The organism is Streptomyces sp. NPDC059010, from assembly GCF_042740355.1.
Classification (GTDB): Bacteria; Actinomycetota; Actinomycetes; order Streptomycetales; family Streptomycetaceae; genus Streptomyces.
In genome coordinates this window covers 78,829-97,488 of sequence record NZ_JBHYJA010000040.1, presented here as the reverse complement: position 1 = coordinate 97,488, position 18,660 = coordinate 78,829, and the positions used below count along the sequence as shown (strand labels likewise).

The window sequence follows — 18,660 nt, the reverse complement described above, 5'->3', positions numbered from 1 at the left end:
CGGCCGATCCAGGCCGACACCACCCTCCCCTTGGCGCTGTACGCAGGAAGGCTCAACCGCGACAGTCGCCGAATTACTCGCCGAATTAACCGACGATTTACTTGCCGAGCTCCATGTCGAGGTTCTCGAAGGAGTCCGCCGCCTTCTCCAGGTACTGAGACAGGCCGTCGAGACCCTCGTTGGTCTTCGACATGCCCTGCTTGAACTCCTCGAAGTCCTGGCCGAACTTCTTCGACGCCTGCCGGGTGACGAAGCCGTTCTCAAGCAGGCTGTCGATGTAGCTCTTCAGGTCCTGGAGCTTCTCCTCGATGCGCTCCTTCTCGCGGTTCATCTTCTTCGCGGCGGCCCGCATGTCCTCATATGTGACATCGAGGTCTTTGGCCATTGCGCTCCCCTTTCTCGGTTGACGACCGCGAGGCTCCCCCTCCCGGCATGCATGTGGCGCGCACCGGTTCGGCACACGCCGCTGGGCATCCTAGTTGCCGACCCTCATGGGTTCACATTAGTGCCGTCACGGTGGTCACCGAATCTCCTTGAATCGGCAGCTCGTCGGGATATTACGAAACCGCAGGCCCAGTTGCCGAGACGATATTCTCTGCGTCGTAGAGAGGCATTCCGAGGAGGAGCAAGTGCGTTTGAAGCTGACGGTCGTAGACCCCCGTGTGAACGCCAGCAAAGACCTCGTCCTCGATGCCGACCCGGAGACCCGTGTCGACGCCGTCGCCCGAGAGCTGGCTGCTCGGGTGCGGGGCAGGGGCGAGGGCGGGGTCGCGGTCGGGCCCGGCTCGCTCGCCGCCGGGCAGCCCGGTCCCGTGCTCTACGTCGACAACCACCAGGTGGACCCCGCCCACACCGTCACCAGCTCCCCGCTGCGCGACGGCGCGGTGGTGAGCCTGGACGACCCCTCCGGCACGCTGCCCGGTGAACAGCCCGGTCTCATCGAGATCCGGGTGGCCGGCGGGCCCGACGCCGGAGCCGTCCACCGGCTCGGCGTCGGCCGGTACGACATAGGCTCCGGCCCCAACTGCCAACTGGTCATCGACGACCCGGAGTTCCCCCCGCGGGCCCTGACGCTCTACGTGGTCTCCGTGGACGACCTCCGGCTGACCGTGCACGACGGAAGGCAGCCGAGCGGGCAGCCGGGCCGGCCCGGTGCGGCGCCATATGGCGGCCAGGAGCCCCAGCTCGAAGTGCGCGTCGACGGCAAGCCGCTCGAAGGGCAGCAGCTGCGCGTCGACTCCCAGCTGGCCATCGGCAACACCCTGCTCGACGTGGCCCATTACACACCGCCGGACGCGGCCCTCAAGTGGTCCGACGACGGCTCCGGGCTCGACTACAACCGTCCGCCGCGGCTGCGCCCGCCGGAGCGCACGACCAAGTTCCGTCTGCCGGCGCCCCCGAAGGAGTTCGAGGCCCGGCCGCTGCCCTGGCTGATGGCGCTGTCCCCGCTCGCCATGGCCGTCACCATGGCGTTGGTGATGGGGCGCATGACGTACCTGCTGATCGCGCTCTTCAGCCCGCTGATCATGATCGGCAACTACTTCTGGGACAAGAAGCACGGCCGCAAGTCCCACGCCAAGCAGGTCAGGGAGTACGAGGAGCACAAGGCCCGGATCGAGCGCGACGCGCAGGAGGCGCTGGTCCTGGAGCGCGGCGACCGACGCCTCGACCACCCGGACCCCGGCACCGTCTGGGCCGGCACCACCGGCCCCCGCACCCGTCTGTGGGAGCGCCGCCGCAGCGACGCCGACCACCTGCTGCTGCGGGTGGGCACCGGCCGGCTGCCCTCCGCCATCGTCCTCGACGACCCCGAGCAGGACGACCACCGCCGCCAGGTCACCTGGGACATCGCCGACACCCCCGTCGCCCTGCATCTGGGCCGGCTCGGGGTGATCGGCTTCGCGGGTCCCGACGACACCGCGCGCGGCCTGGCGCGCTGGACGGTGGCGCAGGCAGCCGCTCTGCACAGCCCGCTGGACGTGCAGTTCTACGTGCTCACCGAGGTGAACGCGCAGGCCGGCTGGGACTGGGTCCGCTGGTTGCCGCATACCCGTCCGACGGCGCAGGACGCCAACGTCCTCATCGGGAACGACGCCGAGACCGTCGGCGCCCGTATCGGCGAACTCACCCAGATCCTCGATGCCAGGCAGAAGGCCGCCCAGGAGAACCGCGGCCAGGTGGGCTTCTCCGACCCCGACATCGTCATCGTCTGGGACGGCTCGCGTCGGCTGCGCTCGATGCCCGGTGTCGTACGGCTGCTGCAGGAGGGCCCGGCCGTATCGATGTACGCGATCTGCCTGGACGCCGAGGAGCGCTTCCTGCCGGGCGAGTGCAAGGGCATCGTGATCGCGGAGCCGCGCAACTCCCGGCACGCCCGGCACGAGCAGAAGGCCGGCGGCGGCGCGAGCGACGCTCTCGAAGCGCTGCGGCAGGCCGCCGAGGCGGAGGAGCGGAAGAAGGCGGCGGCCGAGGGCGGCAGGTCGCGCCGGAAGGAGAAGGGGAGAGGGAAGCGGACGAAGTCGGCCGCGCCCGACAATCCGGAGCTGACCAACACCGCCGCCGTGCTGCTCTCCCTCGACAACCAGAGCGGTGCCCACACGCCCGTGGCGCCGACGGCCCCGGATCAGGTCGATCCCTCCGTGCTGCGGCTGCGCGTGCAGCAGGAGGGCGAGGACAAAATCCTGGGCGTACGGCCCGACTTCGTCTCACCGGCCTGGTGCGCCCGGGTGGCCCGGGCGCTCGCCCCGCTGCGTGACATCAGCGGTGAGGCGACGGACAGCGCGCTGCCGGACGCCAGCCGGCTCCTCGACGTCATCGGGATGGAGCCGCCGACGGCCGGCGCGGTGGTCGCCCGTTGGCAGACCGGCGGGCAGTCCACGCTGGCGGTGGTCGGTGAGTCGTACGACGGGCCGTTCGGCATCGACATCCGCAAGGACGGGCCGCACGGCCTCATCGCTGGTACGACGGGTTCCGGCAAGTCCGAGCTGCTGCAGACGATCGTCGCCGCGCTCGCGGTGGCGAACACGCCGGAGAACATGACCTTCGTGCTCGTCGACTACAAGGGCGGCAGCGCGTTCAAGGACTGCGTCCACCTGCCGCACACCGTCGGCATGGTCACCGACCTCGACGCCCATCTCGTCGAGCGCGCCCTGGAGTCGCTCGGCGCCGAGCTGCACCGCCGCGAGCACATCCTGGCCCAGGTCGGGGCGAAGGACATCGAGGACTACCAGGACCTGGTGCGGCGTAATCCGGGTATGGCGCCGCTGCCCCGACTGCTGCTGGTCATCGACGAGTTCGCGTCCATGGTCCGCGACCTGCCGGACTTCGTCACCGGCCTGGTCAACATCGCGCAGCGCGGCCGTTCCCTCGGCATCCACCTGATGCTGGCCACCCAGCGGCCGTCGGGCGTGGTCTCGCCGGAGATCCGGGCCAACACCAACCTCCGTATCGCCCTGCGGGTCACCGACGGCGGCGAGTCGACGGACGTCATCGACTCGCCCGAGGCCGGCAACATCTCCAGGAACACCCCGGGCCGCGCCTACGTGCGCACCGGCGCGGCCTCCCTCATCCCCTTCCAGTCCGGCCGTGTCGGCGGCCGCCGCCCCGGCACCGTGGACCCGATGACCGTCGCCCCGTGGACCGGGGAGCTGGACTGGGCCGGCCTGGGCCGTGCGGCGCTGGCGAAGCCCGCGGCCGCGAAGAGCGAGGAAGAGGAGATCACCGATCTGAAGGTGCTCGTCGACGCCGTCCGGGAGGCCAACGCGCACCTGGGCATACCGCAGCAGCACAGCCCGTGGCTGCCGGCCCTCGCGGAGACCCTGCTGCCGCAGGACCTGCCGCCAGTGCAGGGACTGGGCGTACTGCCCGCGGCGGCCTACGGCATCGAGGACCTGCCGTCGAGCCAGGCTCGTCGCGCGGTCGCGATCGACTTCGCCACCTTCGGCCACCTGCTCATCGCGGGGGCGCCGCGCAGCGGCCGCTCCCAGGTGCTGCGGACGATCGCGGGCTCCCTGGCCCGCACCCTCTCCTGCGCCGACGTCCATCTGTACGGCATCGACTGCGGCAACGGCGCGCTGAACGCTCTGTCCAAGCTGCCGCACTGTGGCGCGGTGGTGGGCCGCAGCCAGAGCGAGCGGGCCGTCCGCCTGGTCCGCCGGCTGTCGGCGGAGGCGGGCAGGCGGCAGGAGTTGCTCGCTCAGTACGGCTTCGCGGACATCGGCGAGCAGCGCGCCGCCACGGCGGAGGGCGGGCGGCTGCCGCACATCGTGCTGCTGCTCGACCGCTGGGAGGGCTGGGTCTCCTCGCTCGGCGAGCTGGAACACGGCGAGCTGACCGACGAGTTGCTGACCCTGATGCGCGAAGGCGCGAGCGTCGGCATCCACTTGGTGATCACGGGCGACAGGCAACTGCTGACCGGCCGGATCTCCTCGCTTACGGAGGACAAGCTCGGCCTGCGCCTCGCGGACCGTACCGACTTCTCGATGCTGGGCATCAACAGCCGCAAGGTGCCGGACGAGATCCCGCCGGGCCGCGCGTTCCGCAACGAGACGGGTACGGAGATCCAGTTCGCGCTGCTCAGCGAGGACGCCACCGGGCAGGGGCAGAACGCGGCCCTCGTGGCCATCGGAGAGTGGGCGGCCCAGCGGGACGCGGCGGTGCCGCGGGCCCTGCGGCCGTTCCGGGTGGACTCGCTGCCCAGCAGCATCACCTTCAACGAGGCGTGGCAGCACGTCGATCCGGCGACGTCCGCCTCGCGGCTGTGGGGCCTGGTGGGCGTCGGCGGTGACGACTTGACGGCCTTCGGCCCGGACCTGGCGCAGGGCGTGCCGGGCTTCGTGATCGCGGGCCCGGCGAAGTCGGGGCGCTCGACCGTGCTGATGAACCTGGCGGCCACGTTCGTGGGCCGCCGCGCCGCCCGCCTGGTCATCGCCGCCCCGCGGACCTCCCCCCTGCGTGAACTGCGGGGCCACAAGGGTGTGCTGGCCGTTTTCACAGGCAGCGACATCGAGGAGGACGAGCTGAAGGAAGCCGTGGCGACGGCGTCCGTGGAGCGTCCGATCGTCGTCCTGATCGACGACGGCGAGCTGCTGGAGGACTGCGACGCGGAGGACGAGCTCAAGAGGCTGATCTCGCGGGGCGCCGAACGCGGCATCGGCATCGTCATCGCGGGTGACGAGGACGACGTCTGCTCGGGCTTCAGCGGCTGGCAGGTCGACCTGAAGAAGTCCAAGCGCGGTCTGCTGCTGTCCCCGCAGGACACGTCCAGCGGCGAACTGATCGGCGTGCGCCTGAGCCGGAGCGCGGTGGGCGGCCCGGTGAGCCCTGGTAAGGGCCTGCTGCATCTGGGGGGCGGGGAGGCGTTCACGGTGACGGTGCCGGCGGGTTGAGCCGCATCGTGCGCCTGTTGACGACGTAAGGCAAAGGGAGGGGACATATGGGCGGCCACGACCGGCTGGTTGTCGATTACACACTGCTGGGATCTTCGAAGAGCAATCTCCGGGACATCAGGAAGGTCCTGGAGGGCATCGACAGGCACCGCGACGACATACGCGATATCTGGGGCCACGACAGCATCGCCGGAAAGATGGACGAATTCGTCACCAACTGGGACAACTATCGACGCGAACTGCTGGAGAACGTCCAGGACCTGGGAAAGCACGTGGAGGGCGCGCTCAAGAGCTTCGAGAAACAGGATCTCGACCTGAAGAACGCGACCGAGAAGCACGGGAAGAACGCGAAAGCCGGGGGAAAGTAGGCAATGGGAACAGGTAAGGGAAGGCGGCGACCGGTCGACTGGCATCCGCTGGCGGAGAAGGACCCGGTCCCCGGCGATCCGGAGGACATCCGGCACGAGGTCTCGCGAATGAAGAACCTCGCCAAGACTCTCCGCGACCAGGCAGGCATCCTGCGCAAGGCCGCGGACGGCGATGCGCTGCAGGGGAAGTACGCCGACAAGATCCGTGAGAAGTCCGGCGATCTGGAGAAGCACTTTCGCGAGACGGCGGGCCGTTACGAACGCGTCGTCGGCGATCTCGGCCACTGGGCCAATGACTTGGAGGGTTACCAGGAGCGCGCGGACGGGATTCTCAGAGCCGCAAAGCAGGCCGACGAGGAACACGCCGCCGAGGTGAAGAAGAAGGAAGCCGAGGCGAAGAAGGACGGCAACAAGAAGCCGTCGGAGGACTCCGACCCCGACAGCCACCTGGCCTCGTACCGCAAGCAGTTGAACGACGTCGTCTCGGATCGCGACGCCAGCGCCGAGCGGTATGCCAAGAACATCGGCGAAGACATCTCGGACGTCATCAAGGACAGCGGCTGGGAGGACTTCAAGGACTGGGTGCACGAGAACGCGGATACGATCAAATCCGTTGTGGAAGTGCTGAGTTGGGCAGCGACGATCATCGGAATCGCTCTCCTCTTCTTCACGCCCGTCGGATGGCTGGCGACTGCTCTCACCGTGGCCGCGATCGGTCTCACCGCGCTCGTGGGTATCGGACACACGGCATTGGCTCTCGCTGGTGAAGGGAGCTGGACGGACGTCGCCATGGACGTCTTCGCGCTGGCCACGCTGGGGGTCGGCGCCGTCGCCATGAAGGGCGTGAAGGTCGCGTACACAGCGCTCAAGACCACCAGCAGGGCGGCGCGATTCCAGCGGTACACGAATCTGCGCAAGCTGCTCGACAAGAACGTCATGCGGTACGGCGCCGACTCGGCCCGCGGTGCGAAAGCGGTTCGCGCGAAGGACGCGCTGCGCCGGATCGGTTCGAGGGAGACACGGCCCACGACAACCCGACTGGACCGCCTGTTGAGTGGTGAGGGGGAGGTCGCCAGCGCGAGCAAGTTCTCCAGGCAGATGCGGGCCGAATTCGGCGGGAATGACGACGTGCGGAAGGCGGCCGACGCCATGGACAAGGCCGCAAGGAATTTCCAGATGAACTACAGGGCTGCCACTGGGGTGGACCTGGGAGACAAACTCGGGGAAAAAGTCGGCGGGGACGCGTATGGAGATGCAAAGGATGTCCTGACGCGTGAAGTCGGGAGCCGATGGTAGTCAACCCGAGGCGATTCCCGGTCAGTAGTGGCCGGGCATGACGCAATGCGAAGCGAATATCCCTGGGAGGGAAGAGCAGTGGCCGTACGCATGGGGAACAATCCAGAAGAAGCCAGGGCGACGAAAATCCTTGCCGCATGCACGTTGATACCGGTCCTCTGTGCCGCTTTCCAGGACCTCGGCAGCAAGTACGGCGGGATGGACTGGCTCACTACGGGCTACTTCGTGTGGCCGTTCATGATTGCCCCTGTGGCGTTTCTGCTCTTGTTCATCAAGAACCGGGAGCTCATCCGTGACCCACACAGGGGTGCCCACTTCGCCCAGACGATCAAGACGGTTTCCGGCTTGTTCCTGTTCCTGAACCTCATCGCCATCCTCTACAGCTGGCTGGCGGTGATTTCGGTGCTCAGTGCCCTGGCGATCCTGGTAGCCGGCCGACGGCTGAAGAAGCAGGCGTCGCCGTGACTGTGCCTCCCCGTGGCTACGAGCTCGTCCTGCCCCCCGGCTGGGTCCGTATCCCCCTGCGCGACGGCACGAAGGAAGCCCTGGAGAGCGTCCTCTTCTCGCACATGGGGCAGGTCCCGGAGGGCATCCCCCGGGACGAAGCCATGCGGTTCCGTCTGGATGTGCGCCGTCAGATCGAGAAGCAGGCCCGGGCGGCGAGGAGGAACGGCGGCCTTGATCTCTATCTGCCGGTGCTCCCGCGCGGGGGGATCTTTCTCATGGCCTCGTTCATCGTGGCCGAGATGCCGCTCGGCCAGGACCGTGCGGCGCCGCCGGAGGCAGTGCTCGCCCAGCTGGCCGGCGAGGACGGCACCGACGGATCGGCGGCCAGGGTCGAAGTGGCGGGGGCACCCGCCCTCCGTCGTTCCTACCAGTCCGTCCCAGGCACGGAAGAGCCGCGGTCAGCACCCGAAGCCGTACCGCAGGCCGCCGTGCAGCAGGCGGCCGTGCCGGCCCGCAGGATCGAGTACGTGATCCCCGTCGCGGACGACCCCGGTCGCTGGATCAGCATCAACTTCTCCACACCTGGCGACGGCGACCTCGACAGCGAGTTCACCGGAGTGCTGGTCGAGTTGTTCGATGCGGTGGTCGGAACCTTCAAGTGGAGTCATGAATGAGCTGGCTCAACGTCAAGCACGCCATGCAACTGGGCCCCTGGATCCGCGTTCCCCTCATGTGGCCGGAACCAGGACTTGAGGAGGTCGCGGAAGCGCAGACGCCCGAGGCATGGGCACGCTACTTCGCCGAAGCCTGGTGGGAGGATTGCGCGACCGACAAGCCGGAACCGGGCGAAGTCGACCTCCTGGCCAACATCCTCCTGATGTATGCGGACCGGGCCCCTGCGGCGTTCCCGGGTTTCGAGGTTCTCCTGCACCTCCCGCACCCGAGAGAGAACCCGCTTCCGGCGTATGTCGACCTGGTCGAGATCGAGGAGGGCGAGGACCGGGAGACGGCACTGCGCGCCCTGACCCACGCCGATGCGAGCTACGCGATCGAGCCCCCCATCGTCGAGGAGTTCGACTCCCCGCATCTGGGATCCGGCCTGCGAGTGCTGCGCTACTACCAGGACCAGGACGAGGACAGCAACGAGGTCCACGTCGGCCTGCGCTATGCCTGGCGCTACGAGAAGGGCATGGAGGCCGCGGACGTCCTGATCATCCTGGCCGATCCCGACGCCGGCCGGATCCTCAAGGCGCTCGACGATGTCGACACCTTCGCCCGCACCATCCGCATCAGCCCGGATGAGGAACTGGACACCTGGCAGACCTCATGACCCTGGCCGAGCCCGGTGTGGCCCTGGCCGACCCCTCTGCAGATCACTCGTCCCCTCTTCTCGCGTACGAGGAGTCCGCGGCGTCCGGCACCGGTCCCTCCCCTCGTGGGGACCGGTGCCGGACGGCGGGGCGGTGTCGATCCGGGATGTGACGGCGCCGTGTCGGTGATGCGGCGGGTCAGTGTGGATCGAGCGAGTGTGGAAGGTGACCGAGAACTTGCGGCGCCATGAGTGGTCTCCCCTAGCTCCGGGCTGGTGGCCTGCCTGAGCGAGGCGCGAACGTTGCGCTATTGGGTCGTGATCCTGCCATTCGGAAGGTACCGACGAGGAGGTTCCGGTCTCCGGACGCCGACTTAGCCGCAGGTCAGCCGTATAAAGTGAGTTTTCCGGTCCGGATGCCAAGGTGCGGCGGAAGTAGCGGAAGTGAAGGAGTGGAGGCTTTGAGTTCCGACCCCGGGGCGCGTACGGCCTTCGCGGAACGGCTGGCGCTGCTGTACAAGGAGGCCGGCAATCCTCCGCTCAAGAGCGTGGCCGAAGCCGTCGTCCGGTTGCAGCGGGTCGACGAGCGAGGGCGGCCCGTACGTGTGTCCGCTCAGCGGATCAGCGACTGGCGGCGGGCCAAGAACGTGCCCGCCCACTTCGCCGCGCTGGTGGCCGTACTGCACGTCCTGATCCCCCAGGCGCGGCGCGAGCGCCCCACTCCCGTCTCCCCCGGGCTGTACGACCTGGGCCAGTGGCAGCGGCTGTGGGAGCGGGCGACCTCCGGGGAAGAGGAGGAGCACACTCCGGTCGAGGCCCCCGCGGTGTCCGGCGGGGTGTGTCCGTATCGCGGACTCGCCTCGTACCGGCAGCAGGACGCCCGCTGGTTCTTCGGCCGCGAGCGCAGCACGGACGCCCTGGTCGACCAGCTCCGTACGGTGGAGAAGAGCGGCGGCCTCGTCATGCTCGTCGGCGCCTCCGGAGCCGGGAAGTCCTCCCTTCTGAACGCCGGCCTGGTCACGGCCCTGCGGAACGGTGCGCTGGGCTGTGAGGAGGAGAAGGACCGGAACGGCGGGGCCGGCGCTGTCGTGCAGTTCGTGCCGGGCAGTGATCCGCTCGCCGAGCTGACCCGACGTATACCGGAGCTCGCGGACGTCGTACCGGGGGTCTCGGACACCGCCGGTTCCTCCGAAGCCACCGACCTCGACCTCGTCCACGCCACCCAGGACGCCGTCCACACCTGGGCCCGGCGCGAGGCCACCGGCGCCACGCCACCCGTGCTCATCGTCGACCAGTTCGAGGAGACCTTCACCCTCTGCCCCGACGAGGCCACTCGCCGTACCTTCATCCAGGTCCTCAGCGCCGCCTGCACACCTCCCGAACCCGGCGACCCCGCCCCCGTGCTCGTCGTCCTCGGTGTCCGTGCCGACTTCTACGAGCAGTGTCTGGCGCACCCGGAGCTGGCCGACGCGTTGCAGCACCGGCACATGGTGCTCGGGCCGCTCACCACCTCGGAGCTGCGGGAAGCGGTGAACGGGCCCGCCAAGGCGGTGGGGCTGGAGCTGGAGCCGGGGCTGGCGGAGCTGATCGTGCGGGAGGTGAGTGCCGACGGGCCGCGCGGGACGCATGACGCGGGGGTGCTGCCGCTGCTGTCGCACGCGCTGCTCGCCACCTGGCAGCGGCGCAAGGCGGGGCGGCTGACGCTGGCCGGATATCGCGCGGCCGGGGGGATCCAGGGGGCGGTGGCGGCGACCGCCGAGCGTGCCTGGTCCGGGCTCGATCCTGCGGCGCGTACGGCCGCGCGGCTGCTGTTGCTCCGGCTGGTCCGGCTCGGCGAGGACACGCAGGCCACCCGGCGGCGCGGGACCCGGCGGCAACTGGCCGCGGAGTCGACGGATCCCGGCAAGACCGAGGAGTCGCTCGAAGCGCTGGTGCGGGCCCGGCTGGTGACGCTGGACGCGGAGACCGTGGAGATCACGCATGAGGCGCTGCTCCATGCCTGGCCGCGGCTGCGGGACTGGATCGGCGAGGACCGGCAGGGCAATCTGCTGCGGCAGCGGCTGGAGGAGGACGGCCGGGCCTGGGAGGAGTCCGACAGGGATACGTCCCTCTTGTACCGGGGGTCGCGGCTGGAGCAGGCCCACGGGTGGGCCCGTTCCGCCGGGGACACCTTCCTGACCCGCAGTGCCGTGGAGTTCCTGGCCGCCTCGGTCCGGCTGCGCCGGCGCACCGTCTGGCTCATGCGCAGCGCGGTCGCGGCGCTGGTCGCGCTGGCGATGGTGGCCGTCGGTGCGGCGGTGGTCGCCTTCCAGCAGCGGGACGAGGCAGTGTTCGCGCAGGTACTCGCCGAGGCCGACCGCGTCCAGCACACCGATCCGTCGCTGTCCGCCCAGCTCGACCTGGTGGCCCACCGGCTGCGCCCGGGCGACGAGGGCGCCGGCAACCGGCTGATCTCGATCGTCAACGCGCCCCTGGCCACCCCGCTGCTCGGCCACACGGGCGCCGTCTACCTGACCACGTTCAGCCCGAACGGCCGTCTCCTGGCCACCGCGAGCTACGACCGGACCGTACGCCTGTGGGACGTGAGCGACCGCTCCCGCCCCAAGCCCCTGGGCCGCCCCCTCACCGGTCACACCAGCTGGGTGAGCAGTGCCGTCTTCAGCCCCGACGGCCGCACCCTGGCCAGCGCCGGTGACGACGGCACGATCCGGCTGTGGGACGTGAGCGACCCCGCGCACCCTTCGCCCCTCGGAGCGCCCCTGACCGGCCACGAGGGCACGATCTACCTGGTGGCGTTCAGTCCGGACGGCCGCACCCTGGCCTCCGCCGGCGACGACAGCACCGTACGCCTGTGGAATGTGCGCGACCCGGCCCGGCCGAAGTCGCTCGGCGCGCTCACCGGGCACACCGCCGCCGTGCGGTCGGTGGCGTTCAGCCCCGACGGGCGCACGCTGGCGGCGGGCGGCGACGACGACACGATCCGGCTGTGGAACATGGCCGATCCCCGTCGCCCGGAGCCGGTCGGCAAGGCGCTGACCGGGCACACGGACCTCGTGCACTCGGTGGCCTTCAGCCCCGACGGCCGTACTCTCGCCAGCGGCAGCGCGGACGGCATGATCCGGCTGTGGAACGTCTCCGATCCGGCGGACGCGGCAGCGATCGGCGCACCGCTGACCGGGCACACCGGTCCCATCTGGTCCGTGGCCTTCAGCCCGGACGGCGGCCGGCTCGCCGCGGCCAGCGCGGACAGCACCGCGAGTCTGTGGAACGTCTCCGATCCGGCGTGGCCCTCGCAGGTCGGGGAGCCTCTCGCGGGCAGCAGCGGCGAGATGTTCGCCCTGGGGTTCAGCCCGGACGGCCGCACCCTCGCCACCGGCAGCGGTGACAGCAAGGTCCGCCTGTGGTCGGTACCCACGCTGGACATGACCGGCCGCACCGGTGCGTTCCGCCCGGACGGGAAGGTGTTCGCCACGGCCGCGCGCGACGGCAGGGTCCGGCTGTGGAACGTGTCGGCTCCCGACCGGCCCGTGTCCCTGAGCAAGCCGTTCATGCCCGCCGACGGCTACCAGCGTTCGATGACGTTCTCCCCCGACGGCCGCACCCTCGCCGTACGGACCGGACACCACACGCTGTACCTGTGGAATGTCACCGACCCGGCCCATCCGGTCCTGGCTGGGTCGCCCCTGGCCCTGCGCACCCGCTTCGCCGGCGCCGACTCACTGGCGTACAGCCCCGACGGCCGCACGCTGGCTACCGCCTACGAAGACCGCACCATCCGGTTGTGGGACGTCCGTGACCCGTCCCGTGCCGTTCCGCTCGGTGCCCCGCTGACCGGCCACAAGGGTTACGTCAACGCGCTCGCCTTCAGCCCCGACGGCTCCGTGCTCGCCAGTGGCAGCGCGGACAACACCATGCGGCTGTGGAACGTGTCCGACCCACGGCACGTCACCCGCCTCGGCAAGCCCCTCACGGGCCATGAGGGCCCCGTCAACTCGCTGATCTACAGCCCGGACGGCCACACCCTCGCCAGTGGCAGCGACGACGACACCGTACGGCTCTGGGACGTCACCGACCCCCGTACGGCGAGCGCGCAGGGCTCGCCCCTCACCGGGCACACCGAGGCGGTCGTGTCGCTGACGTTCAGCGCGGACGGCCGCACGCTGGCCAGCGGTGGGGACGACAACACGGTCCGGCTGTGGAACGTCACCCGGCCGTCCGACGCCTCGCCCATCGGGCAGGGGATGAGCCCCAACGCCAGGACGGGCAACTTCCTGGCGTTCAGCCCGGCGAGCCACATGCTCGGCGTCTCCAGCGGCTCCGACACCATCCGGCTGTGGAACCTGGACGTCGACGAGGCCATCCGCCGCGTCTGCTCGACCACACAGAACGTCCTGACGCGGGAGAAATGGCACGAGTACCTGCCCCGGCTGTCGTACGAGCCGCCGTGCGAGCCGTAGTTCCCACCGTCGGGACGGTCCGTTTCACTCAGTGACGGTGCCGAAACGGAAGTGGTATGACGCGGACTCGACGGACAGCGGTTTCCGTGATCCCGATCACAACCCCTCCCCACAGCCGATCAGTCGGCTCCCACGACGCAGGCAGCCTTGTTACTGTGGGGCCAGCCCGATCGCTGGTGCATCCCCCGTCGCCAGCGGTCGGGCCTTCGCATGTCCGGCGCCCGAGCGGCGCCCGAGCGGTCGTACGCTGATCAAGTGCGCACCCCGATCCGCCGTGACAACCACCGGCACCAGTGGGAGAAGGACCGGGCCCGCCGTCCGCTCGGCACCCGGGCCGCGACCGGGGCCACCGAGCGCGAGACCGGCCTGGAGCCGTGCGACCTCGTCTTCCATGCCTGCTATCGCGAGGTCCCCGCACCCCCGGACCTCGCGGACGCCTTCGCCGTACCGACGGGCACCCCGCTCCTGCAGCGCAGCTACCGGACCCGCTGCTCGGCCGAGACGGCCCCGTTCAGCCTCGTCACGTCCTATCTGATCCGCGACATGGTCGCCGCGAACCCCGAGCTCCTCGACGCCGCCAGGGAGCCCTGGCCGGGCGGCACCCAGCACCAGCTGCACACCGTCGGCATCGAGCTGGACCGGGTCGAGGAGCGGGTCACCGCGCGAGGGCCGACGCCTGAGGAGGCACGCGAGCTGGAGCTGCCGCCGGGAGCCTCGGTGCTGCTGCTGCGCAAGACGTCGTACGACACCCACGGCCGGGTGGTGGACGTCTCCGAGGCCACACTGCCCGGCGACCGTACGGAACTGCTCTTCACGACCCCGCTGGAAAGGTGGTGAGCGAAAGGTGGTGAGCGGAAAAGTGGTGAGTCCCGCCGTGACCCGGCGCGTCACCGTCGTCACCGCTGTCCACGGCCCTTCGGCGGCGTTCCTGCCGGAGGCCCACAAGTCGCTGACCGCACAGGAGTTGCCGGCGGGCTGGGAGTGGCACTGGGTGATCCGGGAGGACGGCAGGACGGACGAGGTCCGCCCGTACGTCCCCGACGACGCGCGCGTGACCTTCCGTCAGGGCCGCCCCGGGGGGCCCGGCATGGCGCGCACCATGGCGCTGGCGCACGCCGAGGGCGAGTACGTGAAGACCCTGGACGCCGACGACCAGCTCGCCCCGGGGACACTGGCCCGTGACGTGGCCGTCCTCGAAGCCCACCCCGCCGTCGGCTGGACGACCTCCCGGGTCCTGGACCTGCTGCCGGACGGCTCGACCGTGGGCTTCCCGTACGACCCCGCCGAAGGGCCCGTCGAGCGGGGCGCCGTGCTCGACTTCTGGGCGGCGCACGACTTCCGCGCCCAGGTCCACCCGGCGACCCTGTGCGTACGCCGGGACCTGCTGCTCGGCCTGGGCGGCTGGATGGCGCTCCCGGCCTCCGAGGACACCGGCCTGCTGCTGGCCCTCAACTCCGTGAGCCGGGGCTGGTTCTCGGCGGAGGTGGGCCTGCTCTACCGGAAGTGGGAGGGCCAGATGACGGGTCAGCCGTCCCATGTCGACCCGGCGGAACGGGCGGCGCGGATGGCGGTGGTGGAGGCCAGGGCACGGGCGCTGGCCTCGTTCGGGTGGAGCTGTCCGCCCGCCGCTACTCAGTAAGGGTGATGGCCTGGGACGGACAGTTCTCGACGGCCTCCCGCACCCGCGGGTCGTCGCCGCTGTGCTCCCGCCCCGGTCGCACCACCCCGTACTCGTCCACGAAGTCGAAGACCGACGGGGCGCGGTGCACGCACTCGGCGGAGCCGTAACAGAGGTTCGGGTCGATGGAGACCTTCATGACCTTCATCCGCGCTCCCGTCGTGGACCGTGGCCGGGTTGGAGCCTTCACAGGCTCCTACTGGACTGCCCAGCCCGTGAGCGTGCTCAACCCTCGTGCTCAACCCTCCTGGTCGGACTGGTCGGACCGGTCGAAGGGGAGGTCGAGCATCCGGATCGCGTTTCCGCGCAGCAGCTTGTAGGCGATCTCGTCGGGGAGCCCGCCGACGTGCTCCTCGGCGACCCGCTTGGTCTCCGGCCAGGTCGAGTCGACGTGCGGATAGTCCGTCTCGAAGGTGGCGTTGTCGACGCCGACCGTCTCGATCGCCTCGATGCCGTGCCTGTCCCGGAAGAAGCAGCAGAAGATCTGCCGGTAGTAGTACGTCGACGGCGGCTCCGGGATCAGGTCCTTCACGCCGCCCCACGCCCGGTGCTCCTCCCAGACGTCGTCCGCGCGCTCCAGGGCGTACGGGATCCAGCCCATCTGGCCCTCGCTGTAGGCGAGTTTGAGCCGGGGGAACTTCACCAGCACCCCGGAGAAGAGGAAGTCCATCATCGACGCCATGGCGTTGTTGAAGCTCAGTGAGGCCTGCACGGCGGGCGGGGCGTCGGGGGACGCGGCCGGCATCTGGGAGGAGGACCCGATGTGCATGTTGACCACCGTGCCGGTCTCCTCGCAGGCCGCGAAGAACGGGTCCCAGTAGCCGCAGTGGATGGACGGCAGCCCGAGATAGGTGGGGATCTCGCTGAAGGTGACGGCCCGCACGCCCCGGGCCGCGTTGCGGTGGATCTCCGCCACGGCCAGGTCGATGTCCCACAGCGGGATCAGGCACAGCGGGATCAGCCGGCCGCCGCTGTCGCCGCACCACTCCTCGACCATCCAGTCGTTGTAGGCGCGCACACAGGCCAGCCCGACCTCCTTGTCCTTGGCCTCGGCGAAGGTCTGGCCGCAGAAACGGGGGAAGGTCGGGAAGCAGAGCGAGGCCTCGACGTGGTTGATGTCCATGTCCTCAAGGCGGGCCTTCGGGTCCCAGCAGCCGCGCCGCATCTGCTCACGGGTGATGCCGTCGAGCGTCATCTCGTCCCGGCTGAATCCGACGGCCGCGATGATGCGCTTGTACGGGAACAGGTCGCCCTCGTACTCCCACCAGTCGGTGAGCTGGCCGTCCGGGTCGGTGGTGAACCGGTACTTCCCGCCGACGTACGCGAGTTCACCGATCCCCGCGGTGAGGGGCTTCGGGCCACGGTCCCGGTACTTGGCGGGGAGCCAGCTCTCGAAGAGGTGCGCGGGCTCGATCACATGATCGTCCACGCTGATGACCTTGGGCAGGTCCTTGGTGCTGCGGTCGGTGGTGCTGCGATCGGCGGTCGCCACGGCTGGCCCCCTCGTCCCGGCAGGCGGACCGTCCGACCCAGATCTGACGGTCCATCAGATTTGGTTTTCAGGGTAGGGGGGCCACCCGAGGACGGCAAGGGCCCATCCGGTCGGCACGAAGTCCGGCCACAAGGGGCTGTACGGCGGATCGGGCCGGCCGCAAGGGGCTGCCGGGCCGCACGCATGCCGATAGCATCGCCGGGGTGATCGAACTGGCGGAGATGGTGCGGGAGTTGAGGAATGAGCTGAACGCTGCGCTGGCGGACGGGTCGGCCGGGCCGGTGCGGTTCGAGCTCGGGACGGTGGAGATCGAGACGACGGTCATGGTGGGCCGCAGGGGCGGAGCGGGCGGGAAGGTGCGGTTCTGGGTCGTCGAGGCGGGCGGTGACGCGACTGCGGAGCAGTCACGGACGCACCGGATCAGCCTCACCCTGGAACCCAGGCTCGTGGCACCGGACGGAACGCGGCGCACGGTGCTGATCACCGGGGACGAGACCGACACGGAGCGCTGACTCCTCACCCCTTCTCACCCCCTGACGCCGCCGCAGCAGGGGCCGTACGCTGGATCGGCGACTGTCAGTGGGGACTTGATGACGACTGGTGGCGATCGGGAGGTCACGGGGGTGGAAGACGGGCGCAGCCCTGCACGGGTTCGCAACGAACTGATGGCCGAGGTCGCCGACGCGCTCCAGGAATCGGCCGCCATGCGGCACCCGAACAGTGCCGACTTATTGGTGACCATGCTGGGCCAGGAACTGGGCTCACCGGTGGAACCCCCGCGCAACGAGACACTGCGGCCGTGGCTGCTGCAGCTGGTCGAGCGGTGCACCCAGCTGCCCGACGGGCTGCCGTGCCTGGTGCGCTGCCTCGGCTATGTCGAGCAGGAGTCCGCCGCCGTGACGACGCTGCGGCCGCTGGTCGACGAGTGGGAGGCCGTGGACTTCTTCGACGGCGCCGATCTGCATCCGCTGCGGCCCGTCCTGCGGGAGCTGCGGTCGTCGTCCGCCCTCGCGGCCCTGGCGCGCCGTGCCAGCCGTTCGCGCACCCAGGAACTGCCCGCGTGGTGCGACTCGGGGTGGACGGTGTTCCTGCGGCTGGCCGGCGACAACTCCGGCGCGCGGGAACTGCCGGTGAGCATGGCGTTCCTGTCGCTGGCCGCCGACCACTTCATGGAGGACGGACAGGCGGCGGCGGCCGAGGAGCTGCGCCGCTGGGTCCGCCGGCAGGCGCGCGCCTGGGAGCTGGAGGACAAGCTGGCCCAGTGGCAGCGCGGCGGGGCCGCCCAACCGCCGCCTTCGCTGGTGCCGGCGTATCTGATGATCCAGTTCGAGCCGGACGGCGTGGACCCCGACCGCTACTACCTCTCGCACTGGCGGCAGTCGGACGCGGAGGGCTGGCACCCCGTCCCGGGCGAGACACTGCATCTGCACCGCGACGAGCTTCCCTCGGAGGTCGAGAACCTCATCGAGCAGACCGAGGAACGCTGGTCGGACCTGCGCCAGCCCGTGGTGCTCGAATTCATTCTCCCGTGGGAACTGCTCGGAGAACCGGTCGAGTGGTGGCACAAGGAGTCGCAGACCGCCTTCCCGACACCGCTGGTGATGGACTACGCGGTTCTCGTGCGTTCGTTCGAGCGCTTGCGCAAGGCGGCGTGGCACCGGCCGTGGCACAACAAGTGGCGCCAGTTCAAGGAGCGGCCCGCCGACACCCACTCGCACTGGAACCGTCCGGGCAACTCCCACTTCCATCTGGAGCGGGAGCTGAAGGAGGACGAACAGGCGGTCTGCCTGGTGCTCAGTGAACCGCCGGGCACCGACTCCCTGTCGAGCCGTCAGGAGTACCTCGCCGGACTGCGGTCGGGCGTGCCCGCGATGATCTGGCACCGCGGCGACTGCTCCGATCCCGCCTTCAAGGAGGCGGTGGCCGACCTCGTGCAGGACCGCGGGCTGGCCGGTCTGGTGGAGCGGGCCGGAAAATGGCGCAAGGAGGCTCTGGCCATGGGGCCGGAGGGCTGGGACAACCACGTGGGACGGCATCTTGCGATCCTGCTCGACGATCCGGAACGCAGACCCGGCCCGCCGGGTCCCGCCCATCCGCCGGTGAAGCCATGAGCCGGGGCGGGTCACGGCCGGCGCGGGTTCACGGTCCGCCCGCCCGCGGTGAGAGGGGCTGCCCCGACATGCAGCAGTGTGCATCGGCTGGTCCGCGTCTGTTTCGGACCGGCAT

The 18,660-nt window shown here is 69.9% G+C and carries 14 protein-coding genes; 11 read left to right on the top strand and 3 right to left on the bottom strand.

The features are described 5' to 3' along the window. Positions 1 to 97: 97 nt before the first annotated feature. The gene (locus ACFWYS_RS34450) at positions 98 to 385 is read right to left on the bottom strand and encodes a WXG100 family type VII secretion target (RefSeq protein WP_384777341.1); all 288 of its coding nucleotides are present in this window, start codon (positions 383 to 385) and stop codon (positions 98 to 100) included. A 244-nt stretch (positions 386 to 629) separates the two neighbouring features. Here ACFWYS_RS34450 and ACFWYS_RS34445 point away from each other — a divergent pair, with 244 nt between their 5' ends. From ACFWYS_RS34445 to ACFWYS_RS34405, 9 genes are all read left to right on the top strand, one after another. Next, on the top strand, positions 630 to 5,387 hold the full coding sequence (locus ACFWYS_RS34445; RefSeq protein ID WP_384777338.1) for an FtsK/SpoIIIE domain-containing protein: 4,758 nt from the start codon (positions 630 to 632) through the stop codon (positions 5,385 to 5,387). A 47-nt stretch (positions 5,388 to 5,434) separates the two neighbouring features. Further along, positions 5,435 to 5,755: a hypothetical protein gene (locus tag ACFWYS_RS34440; RefSeq protein ID WP_384777335.1), complete on the top strand. Its 321-nt coding sequence runs from the start codon at positions 5,435 to 5,437 to the stop codon at positions 5,753 to 5,755. 3 nt (positions 5,756 to 5,758) lie between these two features. After that, entirely contained in the window at positions 5,759 to 7,051 is a 1,293-nt protein-coding gene (locus tag ACFWYS_RS34435; RefSeq protein ID WP_384777332.1) for a putative T7SS-secreted protein, read from the top strand. Positions 7,052 to 7,129: 78 nt separating this feature from the next. Further along, positions 7,130 to 7,516 carry a hypothetical protein gene (locus tag ACFWYS_RS34430; protein ID WP_384777329.1) on the top strand — a complete coding sequence of 129 codons (387 nt, stop codon included), beginning with the start codon at positions 7,130 to 7,132 and terminating at the stop codon, positions 7,514 to 7,516. Beyond that, on the top strand, positions 7,513 to 8,172 hold the full coding sequence (locus ACFWYS_RS34425) for a hypothetical protein (protein WP_384777326.1): 660 nt from the start codon (positions 7,513 to 7,515) through the stop codon (positions 8,170 to 8,172). Before ACFWYS_RS34430 ends, ACFWYS_RS34425 begins: the two co-directional genes overlap by 4 nt. After that, the gene (locus ACFWYS_RS34420; RefSeq protein WP_384777323.1) at positions 8,169 to 8,828 is read left to right on the top strand and encodes a hypothetical protein; all 660 of its coding nucleotides are present in this window, start codon (positions 8,169 to 8,171) and stop codon (positions 8,826 to 8,828) included. The genes ACFWYS_RS34425 and ACFWYS_RS34420 overlap by 4 nt, the downstream gene beginning before the upstream one ends. Positions 8,829 to 9,259: 431 nt before the next feature. Beyond that, the gene (locus ACFWYS_RS34415) at positions 9,260 to 13,264 is read left to right on the top strand and encodes an AAA family ATPase (RefSeq protein ID WP_384777320.1); all 4,005 of its coding nucleotides are present in this window, start codon (positions 9,260 to 9,262) and stop codon (positions 13,262 to 13,264) included. A 210-nt stretch (positions 13,265 to 13,474) separates the two neighbouring features. Next, positions 13,475 to 14,101 carry a UTRA domain-containing protein gene (locus ACFWYS_RS34410; protein ID WP_384777317.1) on the top strand — a complete coding sequence of 209 codons (627 nt, stop codon included), beginning with the start codon at positions 13,475 to 13,477 and terminating at the stop codon, positions 14,099 to 14,101. A gap of 25 nt (positions 14,102 to 14,126) precedes the next feature. Further along, positions 14,127 to 14,903, top strand: coding sequence for a glycosyltransferase family 2 protein (locus ACFWYS_RS34405; protein WP_384777357.1), 777 nt, complete (start codon positions 14,127 to 14,129; stop codon positions 14,901 to 14,903). Here the strand turns inward: ACFWYS_RS34405 and ACFWYS_RS34400 are convergent. Both ACFWYS_RS34400 and ACFWYS_RS34395 read right to left on the bottom strand, forming a co-directional pair. Further along, positions 14,893 to 15,081, bottom strand: coding sequence for a ferredoxin (locus tag ACFWYS_RS34400; protein ID WP_384777354.1), 189 nt, complete (start codon positions 15,079 to 15,081; stop codon positions 14,893 to 14,895). The genes ACFWYS_RS34405 and ACFWYS_RS34400 overlap by 11 nt on opposite strands. 99 nt (positions 15,082 to 15,180) lie before the next feature. After that, the gene (locus tag ACFWYS_RS34395; protein ID WP_384777314.1) at positions 15,181 to 16,434 is read right to left on the bottom strand and encodes an amidohydrolase family protein; all 1,254 of its coding nucleotides are present in this window, start codon (positions 16,432 to 16,434) and stop codon (positions 15,181 to 15,183) included. A 203-nt stretch (positions 16,435 to 16,637) separates the two neighbouring features. Here ACFWYS_RS34395 and ACFWYS_RS34390 point away from each other — a divergent pair, with 203 nt between their 5' ends. Next, a complete protein-coding gene (locus ACFWYS_RS34390; RefSeq protein WP_384777312.1) occupies positions 16,638 to 16,946 on the top strand; it encodes a trypco2 family protein in 309 nt (102 codons plus the stop codon). A 153-nt stretch (positions 16,947 to 17,099) separates the two neighbouring features. Beyond that, complete coding sequence (locus tag ACFWYS_RS34385) at positions 17,100 to 18,545, top strand: hypothetical protein (RefSeq protein ID WP_384777309.1); 1,446 nt, start codon at positions 17,100 to 17,102, stop codon at positions 18,543 to 18,545. Positions 18,546 to 18,660 lie beyond the last annotated feature (115 nt).

Bases quoted from the DNA above. Each gene is read 5' to 3' on its own strand.
- ACFWYS_RS34410 (WP_384777317.1), top strand. From the start codon at position 13,475: ATGTCCGGCGCCCGAGCGGCGCCCGAGCGGTCGTACGCTGATCAAGTG.
- ACFWYS_RS34420 (WP_384777323.1), top strand. From the start codon at position 8,169: ATGAGCTGGCTCAACGTCAAGCACGCCATGCAACTGGGCCCCTGGATC.
- ACFWYS_RS34450 (WP_384777341.1), bottom strand. From the start codon at position 385: ATGGCCAAAGACCTCGATGTCACATATGAGGACATGCGGGCCGCCGCG.
- ACFWYS_RS34385 (WP_384777309.1), top strand. From the start codon at position 17,100: ATGGCCGAGGTCGCCGACGCGCTCCAGGAATCGGCCGCCATGCGGCAC.
- ACFWYS_RS34400 (WP_384777354.1), bottom strand. From the start codon at position 15,081: ATGAAGGTCTCCATCGACCCGAACCTCTGTTACGGCTCCGCCGAGTGC.
- ACFWYS_RS34440 (WP_384777335.1), top strand. From the start codon at position 5,435: ATGGGCGGCCACGACCGGCTGGTTGTCGATTACACACTGCTGGGATCT.
- ACFWYS_RS34435 (WP_384777332.1), top strand. From the start codon at position 5,759: ATGGGAACAGGTAAGGGAAGGCGGCGACCGGTCGACTGGCATCCGCTG.